Genomic DNA, 23,373 nt, shown 5'->3' with positions numbered 1-23,373 from the left:
ATTGACTTTCACTAAAAAATAAACAAAACTTTAACTTATTGCTACCTGTTTGAATACATAAGATGCTATAGACAGAAGTTATGTTGTCAAAAACAAGGATTCAATATGATTCAATTCACATCAAAAGGCATTTATTGTATCCCAGGCAAATTTTACCTGGAACCATGGCAACCAGTTGATCTTGCCATCATTACACATGGGCATGCAGATCATGCGCGTCCAGGTATGAAAAAATATCTCTGTCACCATTTTACAGTTGGTATATTGAAAAGTCGTATTGGCCCCGATATCCAGGTGGAAGGCTTAGCTTACAACCAATCTATCCATATCAACGGTGTAAAAATTTCTTTACATCCTGCTGGGCATATCATTGGTTCGGCGCAAATACGAATGGAATATAAAGGAAAAGTGACGGTCTTTACTGGAGATTACAAGCTCCAGGATGATGGCCTCTCCACCCCATTTGAACCCGTAAAATGTCATGAGCTAATTACTGAAAGTACCTTTGGTCTGCCGATTTATCGCTGGGAAAGTGTTGAAATGCAAAATCAACGCTTGAATGCATGGATTATGCACAACCAGGGATACAAAAAGACATCCGTATTTATCGGTTATTCATTAGGCAAGTCCCAAAGGATACTAAACGCAGTAAAGGATATGGGCGAAATATATGTACATTACAGTATCGCCAAATTAAACATAGCCTATAGTGATGCTGGTATAAATTTACCGTCTTATCAAATTATCGACCCTACCACAGATATGAAACACCTAGACGGCAAGATTGTATTACTGCCTCCAGCATTACTTGACACACAGCTACTTCAAAAGATACCACATGTTGCCTATGCAATCTGTTCTGGCTGGATGCAAATTCGCGGCGCACGGAGGTGGCGCAGCGCAGATGCCGGTTTCGCCATCAGTGATCATGCGGACTGGAACGGATTGTTACAAGCGGTGAAGGAAAGTGGAGCCGAAAAAGTGTATGTAACCCATGGACAGACGGCCTCATTTAGCAAATACCTAAATGAAATAGGCGTTGAGGCGGAAGAGGTAAATACAAATTACGGGGAAGAGTTAAGCGTATGATAGAATTTGCAACATTGGTCAATGCGCTGGATAGCACCAATAAAGCCAGCTTAAAAAAAGAAGCGATTATACGCTTTCTAACCTTTGCACCTGAGAAAGACAAACTTTGGTTTCTGGCCTTAATGACTGGCAAAAGGCCAAGGCGTCCTATTTCCACCAAAGAACTTAAAACTTGGGTACTGGAAATTACCAATATCCCAGAGTGGTTGTTTGTAGAATGTTATGCCGCTGTCGGTGATCTCTCTGAAACCTTAGCGCTATTACTACCCCCTGCATCTGAAAAAATAAACAAAAGTCTCAGTGAATGGATGGAAGACATCCTACAGTTGGCAAATGCTTCAATGGCAGAAAAAAAAGCATTTGTGCTCACTTCCTGGAATAGGTTGAATACCATTGAGCGTTTTATTTTTAATAAATTGCTTGGCGGCAGCTTTCGCTTAGGGGTTTCTTCCAAAGGGCTAATAAATACAATTGCGACACATTTCCAGATCGAACCAAGCATTGTCACCCATAGTATTATGGGTGAATGGAACTCTCATGACTACGCATTTGACAAACTCGTCCGAGGTGAATATAGCAATACAAACCTTTCAAAACCTTATCCCTTCTGTCTGGCTTACCCCATTGAAAAGGAGGTGGAAGAACTTGGTCTAATCGCGGAATGGCAATGCGAATACAAATGGGACGGTATACGCGGACAGCTGATCAAACGAGGCGACGAAATCTTTATTTGGTCAAGAGGCGAGGAACTTGTCACCATACAGTTCCCCGAGATTACCGATGCGCTCAAAAAATGGAAAGGAAGTTTTGTTCTAGATGGCGAAATCTTGGCTGCAAAAGACGGTCAAATATTGAATTTTAATGAACTACAAAAAAGGATCAATCGAAAGCTAATTTCCAAGACTTTACGTGAAGAAGTCCCCATTGTTGTATACCTTTATGACCTACTGGAATTGGATGGTAAAGACCTCCGATCTGAGTCGCTGCAAAACAGGCGCAAGCTATTGGAACAGTTGTACCAACACAATGTTGGTCCTACGATACTATTGTCTCCACTTATTTCTTGCGAAAATTGGGCCGATCTACGGATCTTACAACTTGCATCGCGTGAGCTAAACAGTGAAGGTATTATGCTTAAAAAGAAAGACTCCATATATTATGTCGGCCGAAAAAAAGGTGGTTGGTGGAAATGGAAAGTCAACCCCATGACCATCGATGCGGTGTTGATATATGCGCAGAAAGGCAGTGGACGAAGAAGTGCGCATTATACCGACTATACCTTCGCGGTTAAAGATGGTGATCATTTAGTAAGTATCGCAAAAGCATATTCAGGCCTTACAGATAAAGAAATACTTGAGGTTAGCCGCTATATTCGACAAAATGCGTTGGAGAAATTCGGGCCAGTAAGAACTGTCAAACCCGAGCTGGTATTTGAAATTGCCTTTGAAGGAATAGGTTACAGTAAACGTCACAAATCTGGTGTAGCTTTGCGTTTTCCACGAATTTTGCGTTGGCGTAGGGACAAAAAGGCAGCAGATATTGATACATTGGAAAACATTAAAAAATTAATAACATAAATTGAGTCAGAAGATAATACATAGTGAAGGATTCAAGATCGTCAATCGCTATTTTGAATCCTTGGGTAATACCCCTTTTGGCTTCCAGGTTAGAACCTGGGATCGGTACATGCTGGGATACAGCGGAATGGTGATTGCTCCTACAGGATTTGGCAAGACATTTTCGGTATTTATGGCTGTCTTGATCGACTACATGAATCATCCTGAACGCTACCAAAAAGGATTAAAGTTACTTTGGGTCACGCCTTTGCGCTCTCTGGCAAAGGATTTGGCCAAAGCAATGCAGACCGCTATAGATGATATCGGATTAGATTGGGTTGTACAGGTGCGTAATGGGGACACTGATCCAAAGATCAGAGTGCAACAGACCAAAGCAATGCCCGATATTCTTTTGGTAACTCCTGAAAGCCTTCATCTATTGCTCGCCCAAAAACAACGTGACAAATATTTCAAGAATATACGCTGCATTACTGTAGATGAATGGCACGAACTTATTGGAAATAAACGTGGTGTCATGGTAGAACTGGCATTATCATACTTAAAACACCAACATAAAAATCTCCAGATTTGGGGCATCACCGCCACCATAGGCAATCTGGACCAAGCAATGGATGTACTGTTGCCAGGAGAAAAAAAGAGCGTACAGATTGTCGCAAAGGAGAAAAAGAAAATTGCAATCAAATCTATCTATCCAGATAAAGTAGAGCTTCTTCCCTGGGCAGGCCATCTTGGTGGCAATCTCGTGAATCAGGTCGTCCCTATCATCCTGGAAAGCAAAAGCACCATCCTTTTCACCAATACCCGTAGTCAAAGTGAGTTATGGTATCAGCTATTGCTGCAAGCACATCCAGATTTTGCCGGACAGATTGCATTGCATCACAGCTCGGTAGATGCTCACATCCGCGAATGGATCGAAGACAATTTGAGCAGTGGAAAGCTAAAAGCGGTGGTATCCACTTCATCACTTGATCTGGGCGTAGATTTTAAGCCTGTTGACACCGTGATTCAAATCGGATCAAGCAAGGGTGTTGCCAGATTTATGCAACGTGCCGGAAGAAGTGGGCACAGCCCTTTTGAAACATCGATCATCTACTTCGTCCCGACACATTCCTTGGAGCTCATTGAAGTGGCCGCATTAAAGGAAGCTGTCAAAACCCAAACGATAGAAAACCGCGACCCCATGGTCCAGAGTTTTGATGTGTTGGTGCAATTTATGGTCACGATCGCTCTCGGGGGTGGTTTCCAGTCGACAGAACTCCATCAGATCGTTGCCCGGACCCATGCCTTCAACTACATGGAAGATGAGGAATGGCAGTGGTGTATGTACTTTATCACCGCAGGTGGCAAAATCGGCAAACGTTATGAGGAATTTCACAAAGTTGTACAAGACAGCGATGGTAACTGGATAATAAAAAATAGACGCATCGCCCTTCTTCATCGGCTGAATATCGGCGCCATTGTTGGCGATGCCATGATGCGCGTAAAATTCCTTTCCGGTGGATATATCGGTATGATTGAAGAATATTTTATCAGCAAATTGAAGAAAGGTGAACGATTTAACCTTGCTGGGCGAATTCTTGAACTCGTTATGGTCAAGGATATGACCGTATTTGTCAAGAACTCATCCGGTAAAGCCATCACACCAAGCTGGCTAGGAGGTAGATTGCCCCTATCTTCCAATCTGAGCCATTTTCTCCGTAAAAAACTTGCGGAAGCTATAGCTCCCAGCAATGCCGAAAAAGAACTACGCTTCCTTTCACCATTGATCCAGAAGCAGCAAAGCCTTTCGGCTGTGCCTAATGAATCAGAATTTCTTGTCGAACACATCAAGACCAACGAGGGGAATCATCTGTTTTTCTATCCACTGGAGGGTCGATTGATCCATGAAGTCATGGCCGCCTTGATCGCTTACCGCATCAGCAAACGTTATCCCATTAGCATCTCCATGGCCATGAACGACTATGGTTTTGAACTCTATTCCGACCAAGAAATCCACTTGGACCAAACGCAATTAACAGAGATCTTGAGTCGGGAAAATCTTATGCAGGATGTGATCAGTAGCATCAACTCCGCGGAAATGGCGAGCCGTAAATTTCGCGATATTGCTGTAATTTCCGGATTGGTGGTACAAAACTATCCCGGAACACAACAAAACAACAAATCCTTACAAGCTTCCTCCGGAATTATATTTCGTGTTTTGATGGATCATGATCCTGACAATCTATTATTAAAACAGGCTTTCACCGAAGTGTTCAATCAACAACTCGAAGAATACCGTCTGATAAAAGCATTTGAAAGGATAAACAATAGCCAAATCATCTATACCTTTGTAGAGGAGTATACACCACTAAGTTTTCCGATCAAAGTGGACAGTTTACGTCAGTCCCTTTCTAGTGAAGCGTTGATCGAGCGAATTCAACGCATGGAGCATGCAAATAAATCAAAACGTGGACGAAGAAAATGAATATACAGGAACAGCACATTACATTCAATAAACAAAAACTTATCCTTAATAATCAACGTACTATCTTTTGGCCGAAGCAGAACACCCTCATTCTATCTGATCTTCATCTTGGTAAAGCTGCGCATTTCCGTAAAAATGGTATTCCGATTCCTTCAGATATATCTAGCCTCGACCTGCAAAGACTAGCTTCTTTAATTGATTACTACCGAGCAGAAAACATTTTGGTTGTCGGTGATCTTATTCATGCGGGCATCAATCAGGAAGTCCTTCTACTGGAAGAATTTAAACAAAACCATGCCAGTCTCAATTTTCATTTGGTGATAGGCAACCATGATAGACAGGTGGAAAAATTAGCTAAGCAGATTAATATAATCTATCATCACGACAAATTCGAAATGGAGCAAATCCACTTTGTACACGAACCGGCAATAGATCGTTCGGTTTTCACCATCAGTGGACATATTCATCCGGGTGTCAGTATCAAGCTTCCACCGAACAAGCATCTCCGTCTGCCCTGTTTTTGGGTTTCAGCGCAACAGATTATTCTACCTGCATTTAGCAAGTTTACGGGACTGGATAGCCGAAAAATGTCAGAAGAATACGATTGCTATGCTTTGCACGAAGAAATAATCCTCCCACTAAAGAATAGCTAGTTACATTTTAAGTTCACCTGGGGAAATTCCATAGTATTTTTTAAAGGCGCTACTAAAGTTATTCTGATGACCATATCCGGTCAACAAAGCAACCTCATAGACTGTCATCTTATCATCCAATAGGTAACTTTTAGCCTTTTCCATGCGGATTCTCGTTAAATAATCATGGATGGTCACCGAAAAATATTCCTTAAAATCCTTTCGCAGCTTACTTTCACTTGTCAATACCTCTGCCGCCAGTTCTTTTTGTGTCGGCGGATTGGCAATACGCTGTTCGAGAATCTGCCGCGCCATTTCTAGACGTTGTACATCTTCTTCGTGGAATAAAGAAACAACCTGTTCACTTTTCTCGTTGTACTGCTCAAATTGATACATCAGCAACTCAACAATACGAGATTCGGTATGAAGCCTTCGTATCTCACCTTTTTTCTTGGATTCAATAAGTTCTGCGATAGTATGCTGCATCTCATAGGTTGCCATCAGATCTTCTTCTGAAAACGAAGTATATTCTCCTTTTTCGATTTCATGCACAAACTGCTGGTGCAATAACGAATCCCGCTTAATAAGATTCAGGTAATATTCCTTGGATATAACAGCAATAAAATACGTATACTCAATACCGGGTTCTACTTGATGAACCGATTTAACAGAAGGAATATATCGGATATTATGCCTACTCATCCCATAGGGCAATTTACTGGCCGCCGGTTTAAAAAATATAAATTGACTGGTAATGGTCTCCCCTTCGATCTCGGTCAATATTTGAACAGGCCGATCAAATTGCATTTTCGAATGCAATATAAATAAGCCCGATGTAGAGAGCTGAAAATTCTCCATGTGAACGGGCTCCGTATGGATTGTGATTTTATTTTCAACCAAAGGCTTGTCTGGCACATAGCCATCTGGTATTTCTTCTTCAAAAAGCCAATCAGCCAACTCAACTATTTTACTTTTCACCAACATGATTTCAATCCAAATAAGCCCGAAGCAATTAAAATTAACAAATTAGAGCGGTAATTAAAAATTATTTATAATCTATCTAAATAATTTTTTTGTAAGACATAAAAAAATAGAAGCCATTAGATCTACTCTAGATCAATCTCCATCTCCTCCAATTGTACATAAGGTTTTAATGTACGTGGATTCATGATCACATTGGATTCAACCGAAAAAATGGTGTAGATTTCCTTCTGTGCTAAAACCTCCACTGGCGTTCCATGAAAGAGTTTACGTCCATGTTTAAGCATCAGGATCCGGTCGGCATACATCGCTGCAAAATTAACATCATGGACAACCAAAATAACCATAAATCCTTTACGGGCCAGTGCTCTGGCTATTGCAAGCACTTTTTGCTGATAATGTAAGTCTAAGGCAGAGATAGGTTCATCCAATAATAAAAGGGCATCCGGATTATCCCATATCTGTGCTAAGACACGGGCAAGATGAACCCGTTGTTGTTCCCCTCCTGAGAGGCTCAGAAAATCCCTATCGGCAAAAGCGGTTACACCACAGAGTTCCATCGTCTCGGCCACCACCTTATAGTCGTGCGCTGTGGGCGTATTTCTATAATGGGGGTATCTGCCCATTAAAACAATCTCTTCCACCTTAAAACTCAATGTCATCTGTTGCTGCTGACTTAACAGCGCCCTGCATTTGGATAATGCTGCTGCATCATACGCAGATAGTAGCTTTCCATTGAAATGGATCTGCCCAGAATCAGGTTTTTTCTCCCCACATAATACCCCCATCAAGGTGGACTTTCCGGCCCCATTGGCACCAAGTACAGCCAAAATCTCACCTTTACGCACCTGAAAGGTGATATCTTTCAGTAGTTTTCGGCCTTTCAGCTCATAGTTGATTTTCTCTACACGCAACATAAGACAATATTATTTAGACATCCGAACGAAGACTATTTATCCTTGATTAAAATATACAAAAATATAGGTGTCCCTAATAGGGCAGTAATCACACCAATAGGCAATTCTATCGGTGCTACCGATACGCGGGCGATAACATCTGCCAGTGTCAGGACCAGAGCCCCTAAGAGCAGTGAGCCTGGAAGCACAAAGCGGTGATCCGGTCCACCCATCAGGCGTACGGTATGCGGAACAATAAGTCCTACAAAACCTATAATTCCCGATACAGCCACTGAGGCCCCAACGGCCAAAGTCGATAAGATGACCACCCATCTTTTTACGCGATCACTACGCATCCCCAATAAATCCGCTTGAATTTCGCCCAGCGCAAATGCATTCAAAGATTTTCCAAAAAATGGAAGAATAAACAAGGAAATACATATAAATGGGCCTACAGCTAATAAATTATCCCAGGTTGCACCGCCCAAGCTGCCCAGCATCCAAAACGTAATGGTGCGGAGCTGCTGTTCTGTAGACATGTAAGTCATCAAACCTGTAAGTGCACCCGCAAATGCATTAATGGCTATTCCCGCCAACAGCATCGTAGTCACATTGGGGCGACCATTTTTACTGGCAATACGATATACCAAAAAGGCGGTTAATCCGGCTCCTACAAAAGCACCAAAAGCCAAAATATAATAACCTATCCATGCTGAAAGTGAAGTCAGCAAGAGCGTTTCAAATGCAATAATCAATACCGCAAACAAGGAGGCACCAGAAGAAATACCGATTAGTCCGGGTTCTGCAAGCGGGTTTCGAAAAATCCCTTGAATGGCAGCACCTGAAATACCTAAGGCGGCACCGACCAACAACCCCAATAACAAGCGTGGCATGCGGATCTCAAATAAAACATTGGTCTGCATGCTATCCTGATCTGATGCTGTAGACAGATGCAGCTTCTGCATGAGCATGGATAAAATATCTCCTGCCGGTATATGATAAGCACCTAAACCTAATGCGACAATACAAGTAATAAATAATATCAGGCTCAAAGCCAGCAATATTAACTTTTGTTTCTTCTGCACCTGATCTATTTTGAATCCATTACTTTTCCAAATCCACGGTGCAGTTCCAAGATCGCATCAGGCAGCCGATTACTGAAGTTAACGAGCAAGGAGGCATTCATTACCAATATACGGTCGTTTTTACCCGCATTGGTAATTCGCATCCCTGGCAATTTAAGAATAGCTTCCTCCCCTCCCAGGCTACTCGCACCAAAATCAAACAATAATATTATATCTGGATTGGCCTGAACTAATGCCTCTGTCGTATAGGGCTTAAAGTCCGAAAACTCCTGTATAGCGTTCTTTCCACCAGCTAAATTGATCATCGCATCCAAGCTACTACCCTTTCCTGCAACACTCATTGTTCCTGTTCCGCGTGCATACAAAAACAGCACTTTCGGCACCGCCTTACCTTTATTTTCTTTTTTTACCAGCTCCAAGGTATGATCCAGGCTTATTTTTGTACGCGATACCAGGGCTTTTCCCGAAGCAGGTTCACCGACACCATTAGCGACTTCCTGAATATAGCGCAAAGCTCCAGCGGCAGAATAATCTGGTTTGACTGCAATAAACTTTACGCCAGCTGCTCGGATCTGCTGAATTACGGCATTGGCCACATCGCCCTCATTTGCCAGAACAAGTGTAGGCTTAAACGACAATAAACCTTCAGCCGAAACAGAACGGTTTTTGCTTACCCTTGGCAATGCCGCCGCAGCCTTTGGTGATATACTGGTCACATCTGTCGCAATCATACGATCCCCTATCCCGAGCCCGTAAATTGTTTCTGTCAGTGAACTGTTCAATGTAATAATCCGTTGCTGTACACTTGCCCATCCCCCAAGATGTAGCAAACAACAGAGCATAATTAAGTAAATTCTACGCATCTCTTTCTGTTAACTCCATTAGAACCACACAAGATTTTGTTCCTTGTTTTCTTGTATGGCAATTGTATTTGATTACAAAACAAATCAATAATCAGTCTAAATACAAATTATTTTCAATTCACCTAAATAAAGGCATACAGCAGAATAAACAAGCTATCACACTATCATACAACAAAGTAGCACACAAAACTACGCTCATTATGGATAACAAAAATCGGATTAAATAGAATTTATGACAATTTGCATATAGAAAAATCCAATAGTATTGCCTTTTTTTGTAACATTATTTAGAATGATTAAAAATAAAAATAGTGTCTAAAAGCCTCTCTTCTATTCGAATAAGTACAGTAATCGCCCTGTGTTCCTGCCAGATATTAGCTGTGCAAGCGCAGGAAAAATGGAAGCTATCCGGAACCTTAAAAAATGAGTCCAACAAAGCCATAGCCAATGCAACTGTTTACCTCTATCCGGATAAATATGCTTTCAAAACAGATACCGCTGGAAAATTTCAATTCAATAAACTTTATGCTGGCCGTTATGAACTTGTCGCACAAGCGTTAGGCTATAAGGAGCTGCGCCAATTTGTAGACTTGGCGGATGAGAACCAGGAACTGACCCTTACGGTACAGGCAGATAGTCGTCAAATCGACGAGGTTGAAGTAAACCGTAAATTGGAGGCCGTTGATAATCTTATCAAAGCCGAAAACGCTGCTATGCCGGTCAAGGTCATCACAAAAAGAGAGATTGAGCTTATGGGAAGCCGTAGGTTAGACGAAGTCCTGAAAGAGCAGACTGGTATTGCTATCGTCAATGATATCGCCGGTGGCTCTCGAGCTGTTGGCGTTCAAATTCAAGGCTTTAGCAGCAACTATGTCATGGTATTGGTAGATGGACAACCCATGCTTGGTCGTAATAGTGGCAATTTTGATCTTTCCCGTATTTCGGTGACCAACATTGAGCGTATCGAGATTATCAAGGGTGCATCCTCCTGTCTCTACGGCAGTGATGCACTTGGTGGCGCCATCAATATTATTACCCGTCATGGCGCCATAACCCCACAAGTACATGCTTCCCTCCTCTATGGCAGCTTAAACACAGTTGACGCAACATTGGAAGGCGAAACACCATTTTCCAATCAACGGGGTAGCGCCGTTGTCTCCGGAAATTATTACCGTACAGATGGATTCAATACGGACAAACAATATCTCAACTCAAAAAGTACAACATTCCCGCCTTATACCAATTACAGTTTTCAGGGGCGAGTACGCTATCGCACGAGCAAAAATGGTACAGTGGGAATGACAGGCCGATTTGCTGCCCGCGAATCTGAAATGATCAATGCCTGGTCTGAAGACCGCACCCTGCAGGACAAGCAAAAAGATCAAGATATCAATCTGTCAGCCAGCTATGACCATAATTTCGAATCAGGACTACGCAGCATGACACGTTATTATTTTTCCAGGTTCCATTCCCAAATCGCAGCACAATGGTTGCGACAAGGGGTTTTGGCCAGCGCTGAAGAGTTTGGTCAAAATGTACACCGCATTGAGCAGCAGTTCGCCTACAGTCCAATCCAACAGGTCAAGTTTACGGGTGGAATTGGTGGTAGTCTAGAGCAGATGGATAATCAGGACCTGGATGCCAAACGCTCGTTGAACAGTGCGTTTGTCTATCTCCAAACGGAGTGGAAACCGGTAGACCGCATACTAACGACACTAGGGCTACGTTATGACCAGACCAATGTTTATAACGGGCATCTGAGTCCAAGTCTAGGTTTACAGTATCATATCAGTCCAACATTATTGGTCAAAGGAGGTGTTGGCGCCGGGTTCAAAGCGCCGGACTATAAGATGCGTTATCAGGTATTTTTCAATCCTGCCGCCAATTATTTAGTTGTAGGCACGGAACGGGTAGCCGATGTGGTTGCTGCCATGGACCAAGCGGGTGAATTAAGTTACAAGAACAGCTATATGCTGAATTTAGTCGCAGGTAACTTAAAGGCCGAAACTAGCCTCTCCAACAATATTGGGCTTACCTGGAATCCTTCAACCAAATTTCAGGCAGATTTTTCTCTTTTCTATCACCGTATCAACAATCAGATCAATACGGTCAGTGTAGGTAATGGTACCAGTATCGCGCAGATCTATAGTTACCGTAATTTACCGAAAGCGATGAATAAGGGTTTTGAAGTTTCAATGAGTTATCAGGCTACCAGGGATCTGCAATTATCCATGGGCTATCAATACCTCATCGCAAAAGATCTTAGTGTATTGGATAGTATCGCAGCGGGCAACTACCCTTATAATCAGATCAATGATGCTGCAAGCGACCTCTATCGACAGAGCAAAAAATCGGACTATTGGGGCATTGAGGATCGCTCGCGCCATATGGTCAATTTCAAAGCACAATACGAATATAAACCCTGGGGAGTCAATGTTAATGCCCGTGTCAATTTCCGAGGCAACACCCCTTTTCAGGAGAATAATGGAAATCAATTTATTGACAAGTATGACATCTTTATCCCCTACCATACACTCCTGAACATGACGATCGAAAAAAGTCTGATGAACCGGAGGTTAACCTTTCGTCTGATCGGCGACAACCTGTTCAATTTTACCAGCCGCTACCTATTGGGTCAGCCCGGTAGAGTGATTATGGGCGGAGTCAGTTATCGATGGATGAAGGATTAGAGATTGGAGATTAGAGATTGGAGATTGGAGATTGGAGATTGGAGATTGGAGATTGGAGATTGGAGATTAAAGCTAAAGAGAAGTACACAAAATAGTAGATAAAACAATGAGAACAATTAAAATCATTATAGCGGAATGCAGCATCTGGCTTTCATTTCATAAGATTGGACGTTGTATTTTTTCAGGTTTTCTGGCACTTATGTTCCTTTCCTGCGGGAAGGACAAAGACTATACGATTGGACTAGAAGATGGCAAGAGTATTGCCATCAAAGATCTGGCCGGTGACACCGAGGCCGCCATGGGTGACGGTGCCGAGGGTAAAGAAAAACGACCCTTCAACATGTTTCTTTTCCGATTTAAGGACAAAAAGCAAATCTGGATCAAGACAAAGGCCGACTCCGCACAATGGTTGAAAACAAAAGACTGGGATATTGCCTTTACGGGCCCCTACAATTCTGAAGTCTTTGTTAACAATGCTGTTGATGAGTTCAATCCGGGGTATCAGGGAGAAGCCAACAATACAGCTGTCATGCTATTAAAGCAATCATACCAAAGCCTGACTGTTGCACCTTCGGACGAAGAATTTAATAAGAACGGAACGGGCAAAATTGGTTGGGCATCCAACTCGGAGTCTCTAGGCTGGTTTCAGTATAGTCTAAGTACCCATATTATGCAAGCGCTGCCAAATCGCACCTATGTTATCCGACTTCCCGATGGTAAATATGCCAAGTTACAATTGATCAATGCCTATAAAGGAAATCCATCGGCAGTGACCAATATGAACTGGCCTGCCCCCTACTACACTTTCAAATATTACGTACAGGAAGATGGTAGCAAAAACTTAAATACAAACACATTATAATAAGGAAAAATTACACAATTAAATTAAAGATGAACAAATTATTTACAACAGCTGCACTTTTATGTGCATTAAGTTTAGGTTTTACTTCTTGTAGCAAGGATGATGATAAAGTTGAAGAAAGCAAACTTAACGATGCTACGGCTATAACTGCAGTTGCAAAAATTGAAGTTCCCGCAGGCGCAAAAGTTTTTTATGATTTCAAAACAAATAGTGTTCAGGAGGAAGCAAAAAGTATGATAAATCTATCTGGCATGTATGGTTCTACTTTGCAAAATACATCAACTGAAAACTATAAAATGGGATATTTCGATCAAGAGAATACAAATATTGAAAAATTGACATTAGCGGCAGTACTAGGTGCCAATATAATTTCCACAGAAAAATTAGGCATAGATGCTTCCAGTGCTGGTGCTCCAGCGACAGGACCCACATGGATAATCTATGACTTTAAGAATAATCATGCAGTATACCCCACCCCTAATCGTTACATCGTAATGTATAAAGGGGAAAAGCTAAGCGATAAGAGTGACGAACTCTTTGTGATTCAGGCAGCTGGAATTACTGCTCTCAATGGAAATGCAACATACAATATTAATTTTAAAAAGTTTGTAAAATAATTTATTAAAAGGTACGATCAATCTACTCAAGTAGTTAATGTCTCCAAATATATTCAAATCAAAAAAACCTACATGAATTAAATTTGGAGACATCATTATTATTTTTCCGATCAAAAAGCTCTTCATTGAAGTTTCATTAACATTATATGCAAAGAACATATTACATATTAAGTCAAACGGTTAAAATCAAAATTAATATATAAAATATCATTTTTCATACACAAGTAATAGGGTAAACTCTTTACCTTTACCATTATTTAGAATGATTTTAAATAAAAACAAAGACACAACAAATGAATATAGCAAGACAGCTCACCAGAACAAAATATATTACATTGCTTTGCATTGGTCTAGCAATCCATACTTCCTGTAGCAAATCGGATCCAACGGTAGAACCTGTTGTCGAGCCGCCGAAAGAAGAAGAGAGCAATACCGGGCTTTACAATAAATTGATTACCGTACGCGATTTCGCTGCTACAGATAAAAACGATGGCCAAAATGCTGCCCCTACAGTTTATTATAGCTTGGAAACCAATAAAGGTATCGCGGAAACAAATCGTCAAACGCGGAACTGGGACATTGCATTCAGCAATATCTTCAACAGCCACGTATCTGGAAATAATGGGACGAACAACACGAATTTTGGTTACGGCAATAACGCAACTGGTGGTATCCTAATCGTTGAAAAAGCATTTGACGAAGTAACAGAAGTACCGGCTGATACTGAATTCAAGGTAATCGGCGATGCGATCGGAATGGATCAGAATGGTGATGAAGGAAATGGAGTTGGCTGGTTATTGTATGACTTTTATGGTCGTCTGGTTCGGCAGCACGCTGTTCAGAACGAACATGTTGCTTATGCGCTTGGAAATGGACTAACATTACTGAATGGAAAAGTAATTAAACCACGAACGTTAATTGTTCGTACGGCAAAAGGCAATTATGCGAAAATTAGACCGATTTCAATGTATAAAGGTCTCTATAAACCCGAGCAATGGCTTAAAGACTCTCCCCATGTATTTATCTCTTTTGATTACGTTATCGTACCAAAGGGCAGCAAAACATTTGAGATAAAACCCTAAAATAGTACAATTCTTATTCAAAAAAAAACCGGATATACGGTCGAGGTACATCCGGTATCAAATTGACTAATTAACATATATTTATTAACTAGCCCACTGTAGAAGTGGCAAAATTACGAAAAAGAAATGAAAATCAAATTCAGAACTTTATCAATTGCCTTAGGTATTGCCGCGATTGGCATGACTGCATCATGTAGTAAAGACAATTCACTTGCTCCTAGTATTGAAGAGCAATCACTCAGCAAACGTGCTGTTACTCCTTCGACGACAATTGGCGGTACGGTAAACTTTACCGCAACCGGTACAAAAGGATATTTAAAAACGATCGCTACAGGCACCTATGGTGCACGCAATTTCCACCAAGGTACAGTGCCAGATTTGGTTGACACAACGCAATGGAAAAACCCAGCCAGCACCTATTACTACAACTTGATTACCAATGATGGTGGTACATCCACTAGCTATGATTTTCAATTTAGTGGTACAGCAAATGCGAGTTTGACCGTAAATACGACGAAGTATAACTTGTATTATGTAAATACAGCTTTTGAATCTGTTTCTTCAAGTACTACAGGAACATTAATTGCAAACGGTACAGCAGCTTCCAATAGTACAAATGGAACAGGCAACCCGAGCAGTACTGGCTGGTACATCTATAACATTAGCAATCATATTATGAGCAGCTATGGGCCGAGAACGTATATTTTAGAAAACAAGACAACCGGCGATCAATGGAAATTGCGTTTAAATAGTGTTTACAAGGACGAAACTCCAAATGCGAGCTACGCCGCAACAAACTTTCCGTTTATGAGTTTCGATTATAAGAAACTATAATAAGCCTTAATACCCTTATTTTTTAATAAGAATTGTAAATTTTAAATCCGGTGCCAGCCTTGCTGGTACCGGTTACTTTCCAGACTAAAATGAAAAATCAGTTATTAACCACCCAAAAATTTAAGATCGCTACAGGCCTTTTATTGAGCAGCTTGTATTTAAGTTCTTGTACCAAAACAGAAATTCAACCCTATGAACCCGAGAGCATGGCCCGGATCAGTAGTTTCAAGATTGTCAATACCAGCAAAGAAGTCATTGGCGCTATTGACAATGACGCCAAGACCATTACGGTTACACTGCCCGAAGGACTCTATATGTCCAGCCTGGAGCCTGAAATAAAAGTTGCCACAGGCGCAACCCTAAAACAAGGTTCGGATACACTGATCACCAATATGGTCGATTATTTTTCCAAAGGCCGTACCATTCAATACCCTGTTACCGCTACAGATGGCAGTACGGCCACCTATACGCTGATCGTCAAAAGTGATCAACCATCGCTCAATTTGCAGGAGGTTAGTTCGAACTCAAATGAACCAGTTGTATATGACCAATCGTACTGGTATACCTCAAATGATATTTACATTTACAATAACTTCGCTAGTTACCCCTATATCGCGACTTATGAGAGCGATCTGGAACTAGTTCGTGCTAGCTTAGTGGATAAAGACGGGAAAGAGTATCCATTTAATATAGCTGTGACCGGAACTCCCCCATCGATCGAAAAATCCTATATGCATCTTGTTCTAAATGATATTAAAGGACGCGTCACAGGCAGCGGTAGTTCCCTGACATATAACAAAGTGCCGGCAGCAGGTGATTATTATGTCAAATTGCGTTACTACAGCCGCGAGGAAACCTTAAAAAATCCTATCCGAATTATTTACAACAACTAATCATTGTTTTCAAAAGCGAGATCATGACCGCATTCGCTTTCAGGTATTGACGGAAACACTCCCCGGCGATAGAAATTTACCCCAAATATGAAAAAAACAACCACATTATATCGCATTCCTACCCTATTGTTAGCAGTAGGAATCACACTATTCTCCGCTTGTAAAAAAGAGTACGAAACTGCGCTAACGCCTTACACAGAAATCACTTCTTTTAAAATCCCTTACAACGCGGGCAAAGATACCATTGTAGCAGCTGTGGATGGTGAAAACATTTATGTCTCCTGGCCCGGATCAACCGAATGGCCTATTCCGGAGACTGTTGCTCCGATTATTAATATTTCAAAAAATGCAAGCATTAGCCCTGCCTCAGGAACGGCAATCGCACTCAAAGATGGACAGCAGTATCAGGTAAAAGCTCAAGATGGCACCATTAAAACCTATACAATAAAATTATCCAACGGTGCGCTATTACCTTCCTTTAGAGACGAAGAAACGCAGATTACTGCTATCGTGGGTCAAAGCAATTTCAGTATCCCAATGAATAATCTTGCGCTGGATGGAAGTGATAGTCTGTACCTCGTTAACGATCAAAATAAAGCCTATAAACTTATGCTGAATAAAGTTGAAAACGGACTTATTATTTTCTATTTGGATCAGCAAGATGGCTCGGGGATTCCTTCAGGTGATTATTACGCACAGGTGATGAACAAATTTGGTATTCCTGTTAAAAGCAGTAAAAAGTTCGTAAGCGTTGCAGCCGATCAGGCACTTCCTTATGTCTATTTTAACCATGCAAAAGAATGGCAAGTCAAAAGAGGTGAAATCATAAATCTTCCTGCAAGACATTTGAACAAAACGTCAGATATTAGAGTTGTAAATTTAAATTACACCGAAGATGGCTTCCCCAACAGTTTATCTTTGAACTTTGTCGGTATTTCAGATGATTTAAAATCCATTAAAGTGCAGATACCCGAAGATGCTCCAATAGGCATTTCTTCAGATTTAAACAATGGTATTAGCATACGGATCCGTCTTGATCGTTTTATTACACAAGTCACTCCCTATTATAATTATCCAATCAAAATCGTAGAATAAAAATCCTGTCGTTTTTCATAGATGATAAATCAGAAAACAGCATAAATATTTGGAAATAAATACGAATCTTTGTATAGAATCGTTATAAATAAAAATAAGAACATGTTAAGTCAACATATCAAAGAGCATACGCACGCTGCTCACCAAAACGTAGAAGGAACGATCGTGCGTCAATTAAAAAATATTCGTTCTGAAGCAGATTATGCTGAAGTATTAAAAGGGTTCTATGCTTATTTCCGTGCTGTAGAAGATAACATCGCTCCTTTTGTTACGGCTGAAGTATTACCAGATCTCGCCGAACGTCGCAACTCATCTTATATTAAAAATGATATTGAGACGCTAGGTGGCAACGTCGATAGCCTCCCTGAAGCAACAGCACCTGCTGTTAACAATGTATTGGAAGCGTTGGCATCTTTATACGTGCTGGAAGGTTCTATCATGGGTGGTCCGTATATCGTACAGATGCTGAACAAATATGGTGTCAACAAAGGAACCTCTTTCTTCGAAGGTTATGGTGAAAATAGCCGCGAGATGTGGGCTGGCTTTACGGCTGTATTAAATAAATATGCTGAAGATCCCGCAACTTATGATCGTGCAGTAGAAATTGCAAACCAAACTTTTTATAACTTTGGGGACGTATTCACTCCGATCACAAGTGCAAACTAAAAAGGAGTGATATTGTTTAATCCTTCAGATGGAGCAAAAAGACAATAAATCAAAATGGTTGAAGCGTGCCGGCATGGGGGCATTCCTCTTCTTCCTGGCAAAAGGACTTGTATGGCTTGCGGTATTTTTCTTCGCAGCTAAGTCCTGCAGTGTATCTATTTAGTATCAAATAAGAAGCCGTCTCCAATTGTATTAAAGAACAATTTCGGAGACGGCTTCTATTTCTTTTAAAGGGCCGCTGCTCGCCAGTCAGCAATATACTCTCCTGGTGAAGAGGTAAGGTACGAGCTATTTATTCAAAAAACTATTGTTTTTAGTTGAAATATATTAACCGTTATCCTTTGAAAAAGCTTTACATTGTAAATCTATGATATACATATCTCAGCTAAAGCAAGAGCTGAATATCTCATCAAGCCCATTTTATAATTAGCTGAGAACCCTTAAAAGTTTGCTGGCTTTATATTAAGATTTTTAAAGTTCCTTATTGGATTAAATATCTATTATGACCAACATTGACAGCATCTTCTAATTCTGAAAACTTACATTTTAGAAAAACAGGTGATATAGATATTGCTGAGCCAAAAGACTTCGCATTCACTCGCATCCACCAAGCTTTAAGTTTATTTAAATCTTTTAGATATTCCTCTTGGTTTTTTACATCAATTATTAAAAAAGGCACTGAGTTAACCTCAATTTTCCTTATTCTCACAATATCCTCCCATTTTATCAATCCAACTGAAACAAGGCTGGAGGTGTCGATAATACCATCATGGTTAATAATTACACCTGATTTATGTGTATATACTCTAAACAATATACCTAAAGAAATCAAAGATATCAGACTAGTTAATAACCCAATAATTATTGCCAAAATGGGGCTATCAAAAAAATTTGACATTTTTTCCGGAAATCTTATGGTATATAATCCTAATATCAGAATCAGAAAACACATAGCAGAAAAGAGAATTATTTTTGTTTTAGCAAGTTTAAATTCCATATTTTTTTAGTCCATTAAATCAAAATAACTTTGTACTACCCAACCACCTAATTTACTTCCCTGGTCACTCCCGTAATAAGCTCCAGCGGCTCCTCCGGCTACAGCTCCCACCACAGCACCTTGAGAACCAGTAAGTGCTCCAATAAACCCAAAGGCTCTTGAACCATCTGGAGACTCTGCAAAACAGATTCTTGGGCAGGATCAGTCTGTAATTGGTTTGAAAAAGCTTGCAAATTACGACTTTCATCCCTAACAAAACGACTTCCACTTGACTTAACAGCGGGTTCCTGTTCTAAAATTGATAGCCTAACGGGAACCAAATTCCTCGCATAGTAGGAGACAACATATTTGGGATAATATGATTTTCATCGAGACTAGATAGGTCGATATCTTCAACTATAGATGAAATCGGAGGTATAATTTTGCTAGAAAACATCTTTTCTTCTACTATTTTAAGCGCATCATATTTAGATAATGCAGTAATTCCACAACCTAACTTAATCCCGAAAGGAGTATCAACAACATCTTCCAAGTTAAATTTAAGCCAATATCTTATCATAATTCGCATTCTTATAATATATATAAATAAGGTTTTATAACTGTCGCAATTTCATTACTGCAATCCCACAACCAATCTTTCTAAATACAATTAATTAATCTTTTCATAAAAAAAATCACAAGTATCATCTAAAACAATCATTATATTATTTCCTGTTTTTTTTATTTCTAGTTCAGACGAAGCAGTACCTCCTGAATAACTCAAAACTAATAGTGTTCTAAAAACACCATATTCAATACGATACTCTCCATTCCCCCAAAAGGAACTTCTATATTTATTATCATCAAGCAAAGTAAGTATATCATCCCTATCAGGAATTTCTCCGATAGCACCACATTCATGATATTTAAAATAATATTTTCCTAATACCATTGAGGGGGAAATTAACCTTGAATAGATGATTGCAATAGGTAATAAAACCAAGATAAGTAAAAGTGGCCAATTATTAGTTTTCTTCATTATTTTTAATAAAATGATAGGTTTATTCTAAGCTCAACTAGGAAGTCTTGACCAGAACGTTTTCAATGTGGATCAATGAACAAGACGATTTATTTCATTCTTAAGTTACGATAGAGATTTTGATTACTTCTCAATCAAATGTTGCTGTCTTGATTCAGATTTCTTATGTCCTTTGTATAGCTGAAAGGCAGCTAGAATCGAAGCTGGATTAAAATCTATTTCGTTGAGCACATTCGACCGGCGGCTACCTTTTTCCAGATACAGTATGGTAAATCCAACAAATATGGAGCTACCTACAAAATCGCTACATTTAATAGTCAGGGTCTTTGCTGGTATCCCATCCTGTTTAACATCGTATTCCCACTCAATATCTTTTATCTCTGTAGGCTCAAACTCGTCGAAGTCAAATGAGACTGCAAAAAATTTAAATACTACCGCGTTGCATTTTTCAGGAAGGACCAGCGCTCTTTTGATATCAAACTCCGGAAATGATATTTTAAGCTCATTCTTCTTGTTCAGGGAGATTACCGGATCGATAAAAAGATAATCCTGCATATGACAGTTTTCATTGAACTGAAAATTTACCAAGCGATCCAATACGCAGTTGCTCAGCGTCCGGCTGCCCTTTTCGCAATCAAGATTTGTCTTTATCGCGCGATAGATCTGCCTATTTAAGCGATTGCCCATCTGTCCATCATGGAGATCCTGATGGACTTCCCCAAAACACATCCGGATCATTGCACCCGCGCGGCTTACCTTACCAAAATCTTTACCTGCCCTTTTGGTATCATCTGTCTGTTTGACGCGATATGGCCTGCTTTGCAGGTAGTTTTTGTTGCCAACTTTTCTATTCACCAGCGGGCCAACCAGACCTCTGATAAATCCATTATCATTTATTCCCATATCTAAAGATACGACGATAAAACACTGGATTCAAGCGCCTTATTTATTTTTAGCAAATTTCAAATTCGAGTAAAATGACAATTATAAATATTGTAATTTTCAAGGGACTTTGTTGTAAATAACTTATGGACAAGTTCGCCACAAGCTCGCCCTCCTCCCGACTTGTAAAAAACATTCAGGCACAGTGAAAGCGCCTTAAAAGGTGGACTCAAGGTGGACTCACTGTGCATTCAATCTGCTTACAAGTCGAACTTGGTAATAACTTGGTCACCAGCAGTCCCCTCTCCCAACCAAACGTCACCATCAAACATTCCCAAGAAACCTGTTTACGCTTTTTTTACCTGAATCCCCTAATGCTGTCATTTGACAACTTCATTGCCACTCTATCCTGTTTATCCTCAGGGCGAAAAAGCTTCTAGAGTATATTTCAAATTGTGAGGCCCTTTTATTTCTCTTATTTTGCAATTTTTAATAAAAAAAGACTTCGAATAAATAACGTCCAATTTTTTAAGCGAATACAATTGAACAACCTAAAATCGTCAACCTATCTCGGGCCAATTTAGCAATAGCGGCATTTCAAAGTAAAGAATAAGCGTATCAGCGCATCAATTTTTCATTTTTTTCTGCAATTCCCTCAACTGCTCGTAATTATCTTTTTCTACTGTATCAGGCCCAATAGCTTTAATCAAGGTCAACGTCTGGTCACCGGAGTGGTAACCATAGATATGATTTTTATCGCGAAAAAAATAGTTGTACTCAATCACCACGGGTATCTGACCCCTGCCCCCATCGCAACCTTCAATGACATCCACAGTAGAACCGAGCAGTTCCACGCTTTCCCGATCTGCGCTGTTGGGTATCTCTTTATCTTCTATCAGCAATTTATCGTCATAAGCGTAAGCTAGTTTCAGATCTTTTAAAGTGGACTGATGTGTTATTGTTCTTTTCTTCGTCAAGGTATTATCGTCAAATACCAATTGCCTACCATCATCAAAGAAATTAGGAATTCCTTTTTGATAAGAATAGACCCCATTGACAAACTTGCTGTCTTTACTGAGCCAGGTCACAGGCTCTAATGTTCCCGATCCATCTTGGTCCTTATAAAAAGCTGTGCCATCAAAATAGAATCCAGAGGCAGTGATCTCCAATGATCTTGGTTGTGCAACAGCTTTCAGGTTCATTGGTGGCTGGTCATTGATCAGATCCCAACCATTATAATATATCTTACCTTCTTTATCGATAAGTTCATGTTGTTTATTCAGCCATTGTGCTTTTACTGGATACAAGTAAGCAGTTGTACCATCCTGCAATCCCAGTCCCGCCGAAATATAGCACCAGATATTTCCGTCATTAAAATCAACAAACGAATTCAGCCAGTTTTTGGCCACCTCTTTAATTGCAAATGGCCGTTTCAAATCAAGACGCAGAAGTGATTCGGTAATATCCATTTGGTCAAAAATACTGACATCATAAATGTAGGCCATATTCCCATCCGTAAGCAAATATTTATCTTCATTATTTTCTAGTTTGAGGCATTGTATGGTCGCAGGGTTCAGTCCCTCAATTATTTCAGCCGTTAATTGTCTACCTTCATAGCAATAGACATGCTTATCGTCCTTGAGCAGATATCTACGGTTTTGGAATTGAGCGAGTACAATAGGTTTGTCAGGAAACAACTTGGCTGCTGTCTTGGTTATTTTTTTTACGTATGGATCAAAGGAAAAAGAAAACCATTTTCCATGCATATAAAGTAGATCTGCGTCAAATGTAGCTTGCACATCTTTTCTATCTGCAATTTTTACTGGCGTTACTTGATTAACATCAGAGAATTCGGCCGCAAGTAAATAGTAGGCATTATCGTCCATCAGGAGCATATTATCTCTATTTCGATTGATCATTTTCACATCCTTGCCTACCTGTAACATGGATATACACCGTTGATTCGCCATACTGATACCATTAGGATCCATAACAGTAATCTCTAAAAAGGGGCTATCTTTTACCAGAACAATTTTATAGGATGTCTTTGTATGGTAATGATAACATTCGCTTGCCCGCAGCACAACCTGGGTGAGCAGCAAGAATATGGTGATTACAATTACTTTTTTCATTTCCTAAAGCTATTATTT

At 40.2% G+C, this 23,373-nt stretch carries 22 protein-coding genes; 13 read left to right on the top strand and 9 right to left on the bottom strand.

What is annotated here, in order from left to right; genetic code table 11:
- The first annotated feature begins 105 nt into the window (after positions 1-105).
- From DFQ12_RS01935 to pdeM, 4 genes are read left to right on the top strand one after another with little or no spacing between them, the layout of a single operon-like run.
- The gene (locus DFQ12_RS01935) at positions 106-1,089 is read left to right on the top strand and encodes a ligase-associated DNA damage response exonuclease (RefSeq protein WP_120257346.1); all 984 of its coding nucleotides are present in this window, start codon (positions 106-108) and stop codon (positions 1,087-1,089) included.
- Entirely contained in the window at positions 1,086-2,666 is a 1,581-nt protein-coding gene (locus DFQ12_RS01930; RefSeq protein ID WP_120257345.1) for an ATP-dependent DNA ligase, read from the top strand. Before DFQ12_RS01935 ends, DFQ12_RS01930 begins: the two co-directional genes overlap by 4 nt.
- Position 2,667: 1 nt before the next feature.
- Positions 2,668-5,130: a ligase-associated DNA damage response DEXH box helicase gene (locus DFQ12_RS01925; RefSeq protein WP_120257344.1), complete on the top strand. Its 2,463-nt coding sequence runs from the start codon at positions 2,668-2,670 to the stop codon at positions 5,128-5,130.
- A complete protein-coding gene (gene pdeM / locus DFQ12_RS01920) occupies positions 5,127-5,783 on the top strand; it encodes a ligase-associated DNA damage response endonuclease PdeM (RefSeq protein ID WP_120257343.1) in 657 nt (218 codons plus the stop codon). The genes DFQ12_RS01925 and pdeM overlap by 4 nt, the downstream gene beginning before the upstream one ends.
- On the opposite strand, the gene DFQ12_RS01915 is transcribed toward pdeM, so the two are convergent.
- The 4 genes from DFQ12_RS01915 to DFQ12_RS01900 all read right to left on the bottom strand — a co-directional run bounded on the left by DFQ12_RS01915 (position 5,784) and on the right by DFQ12_RS01900 (position 9,587).
- A complete protein-coding gene (locus tag DFQ12_RS01915) occupies positions 5,784-6,746 on the bottom strand; it encodes a helix-turn-helix transcriptional regulator (RefSeq protein ID WP_120257342.1) in 963 nt (320 codons plus the stop codon).
- Between the two features lie 122 nt (positions 6,747-6,868).
- Positions 6,869-7,660, bottom strand: a complete 792-nt coding sequence (locus DFQ12_RS01910; protein WP_120257341.1) for a heme ABC transporter ATP-binding protein — start codon at positions 7,658-7,660, stop codon at positions 6,869-6,871.
- A gap of 32 nt (positions 7,661-7,692) precedes the next feature.
- Positions 7,693-8,724, bottom strand: coding sequence for a FecCD family ABC transporter permease (locus DFQ12_RS01905; protein WP_120257340.1), 1,032 nt, complete (start codon positions 8,722-8,724; stop codon positions 7,693-7,695).
- 5 nt (positions 8,725-8,729) lie between these two features.
- Positions 8,730-9,587 carry a heme/hemin ABC transporter substrate-binding protein gene (locus DFQ12_RS01900; RefSeq protein ID WP_120257339.1) on the bottom strand — a complete coding sequence of 286 codons (858 nt, stop codon included), beginning with the start codon at positions 9,585-9,587 and terminating at the stop codon, positions 8,730-8,732.
- Positions 9,588-9,898: 311 nt separating this feature from the next.
- Between DFQ12_RS01900 and DFQ12_RS01895 the strand changes: the two genes are divergently transcribed.
- The 9 genes from DFQ12_RS01895 to DFQ12_RS28455 all read left to right on the top strand — a co-directional run bounded on the left by DFQ12_RS01895 (position 9,899) and on the right by DFQ12_RS28455 (position 18,489).
- On the top strand, positions 9,899-12,277 hold the full coding sequence (locus DFQ12_RS01895; RefSeq protein WP_244211656.1) for a TonB-dependent receptor: 2,379 nt from the start codon (positions 9,899-9,901) through the stop codon (positions 12,275-12,277).
- Positions 12,278-12,383: 106 nt separating this feature from the next.
- Positions 12,384-13,139: an HmuY family protein gene (locus tag DFQ12_RS01890; protein ID WP_208642413.1), complete on the top strand. Its 756-nt coding sequence runs from the start codon at positions 12,384-12,386 to the stop codon at positions 13,137-13,139.
- A gap of 29 nt (positions 13,140-13,168) precedes the next feature.
- Positions 13,169-13,756 carry a hypothetical protein gene (locus tag DFQ12_RS01885; protein ID WP_120257337.1) on the top strand — a complete coding sequence of 196 codons (588 nt, stop codon included), beginning with the start codon at positions 13,169-13,171 and terminating at the stop codon, positions 13,754-13,756.
- Positions 13,757-14,049: 293 nt separating this feature from the next.
- Complete coding sequence (locus DFQ12_RS01880) at positions 14,050-14,838, top strand: HmuY family protein (RefSeq protein ID WP_120257336.1); 789 nt, start codon at positions 14,050-14,052, stop codon at positions 14,836-14,838.
- Between the two features lie 126 nt (positions 14,839-14,964).
- A complete protein-coding gene (locus DFQ12_RS01875; RefSeq protein WP_120257335.1) occupies positions 14,965-15,672 on the top strand; it encodes a hypothetical protein in 708 nt (235 codons plus the stop codon).
- 89 nt (positions 15,673-15,761) lie between these two features.
- The gene (locus DFQ12_RS01870; RefSeq protein WP_120257334.1) at positions 15,762-16,565 is read left to right on the top strand and encodes a DUF5018 domain-containing protein; all 804 of its coding nucleotides are present in this window, start codon (positions 15,762-15,764) and stop codon (positions 16,563-16,565) included.
- Positions 16,566-16,652: 87 nt separating this feature from the next.
- Positions 16,653-17,660: a hypothetical protein gene (locus DFQ12_RS01865; protein WP_120257333.1), complete on the top strand. Its 1,008-nt coding sequence runs from the start codon at positions 16,653-16,655 to the stop codon at positions 17,658-17,660.
- Positions 17,661-17,762: 102 nt separating this feature from the next.
- A complete protein-coding gene (locus tag DFQ12_RS01860; protein ID WP_120257332.1) occupies positions 17,763-18,326 on the top strand; it encodes a biliverdin-producing heme oxygenase in 564 nt (187 codons plus the stop codon).
- A 28-nt stretch (positions 18,327-18,354) separates the two neighbouring features.
- Entirely contained in the window at positions 18,355-18,489 is a 135-nt protein-coding gene (locus DFQ12_RS28455; RefSeq protein ID WP_279634384.1) for a hypothetical protein, read from the top strand.
- 318 nt (positions 18,490-18,807) lie between these two features.
- Here DFQ12_RS28455 and DFQ12_RS01855 read toward each other — a convergent pair whose 3' ends face one another.
- The 5 genes from DFQ12_RS01855 to DFQ12_RS01835 all read right to left on the bottom strand — a co-directional run bounded on the left by DFQ12_RS01855 (position 18,808) and on the right by DFQ12_RS01835 (position 23,355).
- Positions 18,808-19,323, bottom strand: a complete 516-nt coding sequence (locus DFQ12_RS01855; protein WP_120257331.1) for an STM3941 family protein — start codon at positions 19,321-19,323, stop codon at positions 18,808-18,810.
- Between the two features lie 292 nt (positions 19,324-19,615).
- Complete coding sequence (locus DFQ12_RS01850) at positions 19,616-19,882, bottom strand: hypothetical protein (RefSeq protein ID WP_120257330.1); 267 nt, start codon at positions 19,880-19,882, stop codon at positions 19,616-19,618.
- A gap of 90 nt (positions 19,883-19,972) precedes the next feature.
- The gene (locus DFQ12_RS01845; RefSeq protein WP_147420310.1) at positions 19,973-20,341 is read right to left on the bottom strand and encodes a hypothetical protein; all 369 of its coding nucleotides are present in this window, start codon (positions 20,339-20,341) and stop codon (positions 19,973-19,975) included.
- Positions 20,342-20,464: 123 nt separating this feature from the next.
- On the bottom strand, positions 20,465-21,244 hold the full coding sequence (locus DFQ12_RS01840; RefSeq protein ID WP_120257328.1) for a hypothetical protein: 780 nt from the start codon (positions 21,242-21,244) through the stop codon (positions 20,465-20,467).
- Between the two features lie 605 nt (positions 21,245-21,849).
- A complete protein-coding gene (locus DFQ12_RS01835; protein WP_120257327.1) occupies positions 21,850-23,355 on the bottom strand; it encodes a hypothetical protein in 1,506 nt (501 codons plus the stop codon).
- Positions 23,356-23,373 lie beyond the last annotated feature (18 nt).

The sequence above is a fragment of the Sphingobacterium detergens genome (assembly GCF_003610355.1).
Taxonomy (GTDB): Bacteria; Bacteroidota; Bacteroidia; order Sphingobacteriales; family Sphingobacteriaceae; genus Sphingobacterium; species Sphingobacterium detergens.
Note: the sequence above shows the minus strand (reverse complement) of the source record. Positions and strands in the feature narration are given on the sequence as shown.

Excerpts from the sequence above, each read along its gene's own strand:
- DFQ12_RS01915 (WP_120257342.1), bottom strand. The coding sequence starts at position 6,746 with ATGTTGGTGAAAAGTAAAATAGTTGAGTTGGCTGATTGGCTTTTTGAA.
- DFQ12_RS01900 (WP_120257339.1), bottom strand. The coding sequence starts at position 9,587 with ATGCGTAGAATTTACTTAATTATGCTCTGTTGTTTGCTACATCTTGGG.
- DFQ12_RS01835 (WP_120257327.1), bottom strand. The coding sequence starts at position 23,355 with ATGAAAAAAGTAATTGTAATCACCATATTCTTGCTGCTCACCCAGGTT.
- DFQ12_RS01840 (WP_120257328.1), bottom strand. The coding sequence starts at position 21,244 with ATGGGAATAAATGATAATGGATTTATCAGAGGTCTGGTTGGCCCGCTG.
- DFQ12_RS01870 (WP_120257334.1), top strand. The coding sequence starts at position 15,762 with ATGAAAAATCAGTTATTAACCACCCAAAAATTTAAGATCGCTACAGGC.
- DFQ12_RS01890 (WP_208642413.1), top strand. The coding sequence starts at position 12,384 with ATGAGAACAATTAAAATCATTATAGCGGAATGCAGCATCTGGCTTTCA.
- DFQ12_RS01875 (WP_120257335.1), top strand. The coding sequence starts at position 14,965 with ATGAAAATCAAATTCAGAACTTTATCAATTGCCTTAGGTATTGCCGCG.
- DFQ12_RS01855 (WP_120257331.1), bottom strand. The coding sequence starts at position 19,323 with ATGGAATTTAAACTTGCTAAAACAAAAATAATTCTCTTTTCTGCTATG.
- pdeM (WP_120257343.1), top strand. The coding sequence starts at position 5,127 with ATGAATATACAGGAACAGCACATTACATTCAATAAACAAAAACTTATC.
- DFQ12_RS01845 (WP_147420310.1), bottom strand. The coding sequence starts at position 20,341 with ATGAAGAAAACTAATAATTGGCCACTTTTACTTATCTTGGTTTTATTA.
- DFQ12_RS28455 (WP_279634384.1), top strand. The coding sequence starts at position 18,355 with ATGGAGCAAAAAGACAATAAATCAAAATGGTTGAAGCGTGCCGGCATG.
- DFQ12_RS01930 (WP_120257345.1), top strand. The coding sequence starts at position 1,086 with ATGATAGAATTTGCAACATTGGTCAATGCGCTGGATAGCACCAATAAA.
- DFQ12_RS01860 (WP_120257332.1), top strand. The coding sequence starts at position 17,763 with ATGTTAAGTCAACATATCAAAGAGCATACGCACGCTGCTCACCAAAAC.
- DFQ12_RS01880 (WP_120257336.1), top strand. The coding sequence starts at position 14,050 with ATGAATATAGCAAGACAGCTCACCAGAACAAAATATATTACATTGCTT.
- DFQ12_RS01850 (WP_120257330.1), bottom strand. The coding sequence starts at position 19,882 with ATGATAAGATATTGGCTTAAATTTAACTTGGAAGATGTTGTTGATACT.
- DFQ12_RS01935 (WP_120257346.1), top strand. The coding sequence starts at position 106 with ATGATTCAATTCACATCAAAAGGCATTTATTGTATCCCAGGCAAATTT.
- DFQ12_RS01865 (WP_120257333.1), top strand. The coding sequence starts at position 16,653 with ATGAAAAAAACAACCACATTATATCGCATTCCTACCCTATTGTTAGCA.
- DFQ12_RS01885 (WP_120257337.1), top strand. The coding sequence starts at position 13,169 with ATGAACAAATTATTTACAACAGCTGCACTTTTATGTGCATTAAGTTTA.
- DFQ12_RS01910 (WP_120257341.1), bottom strand. The coding sequence starts at position 7,660 with ATGTTGCGTGTAGAGAAAATCAACTATGAGCTGAAAGGCCGAAAACTA.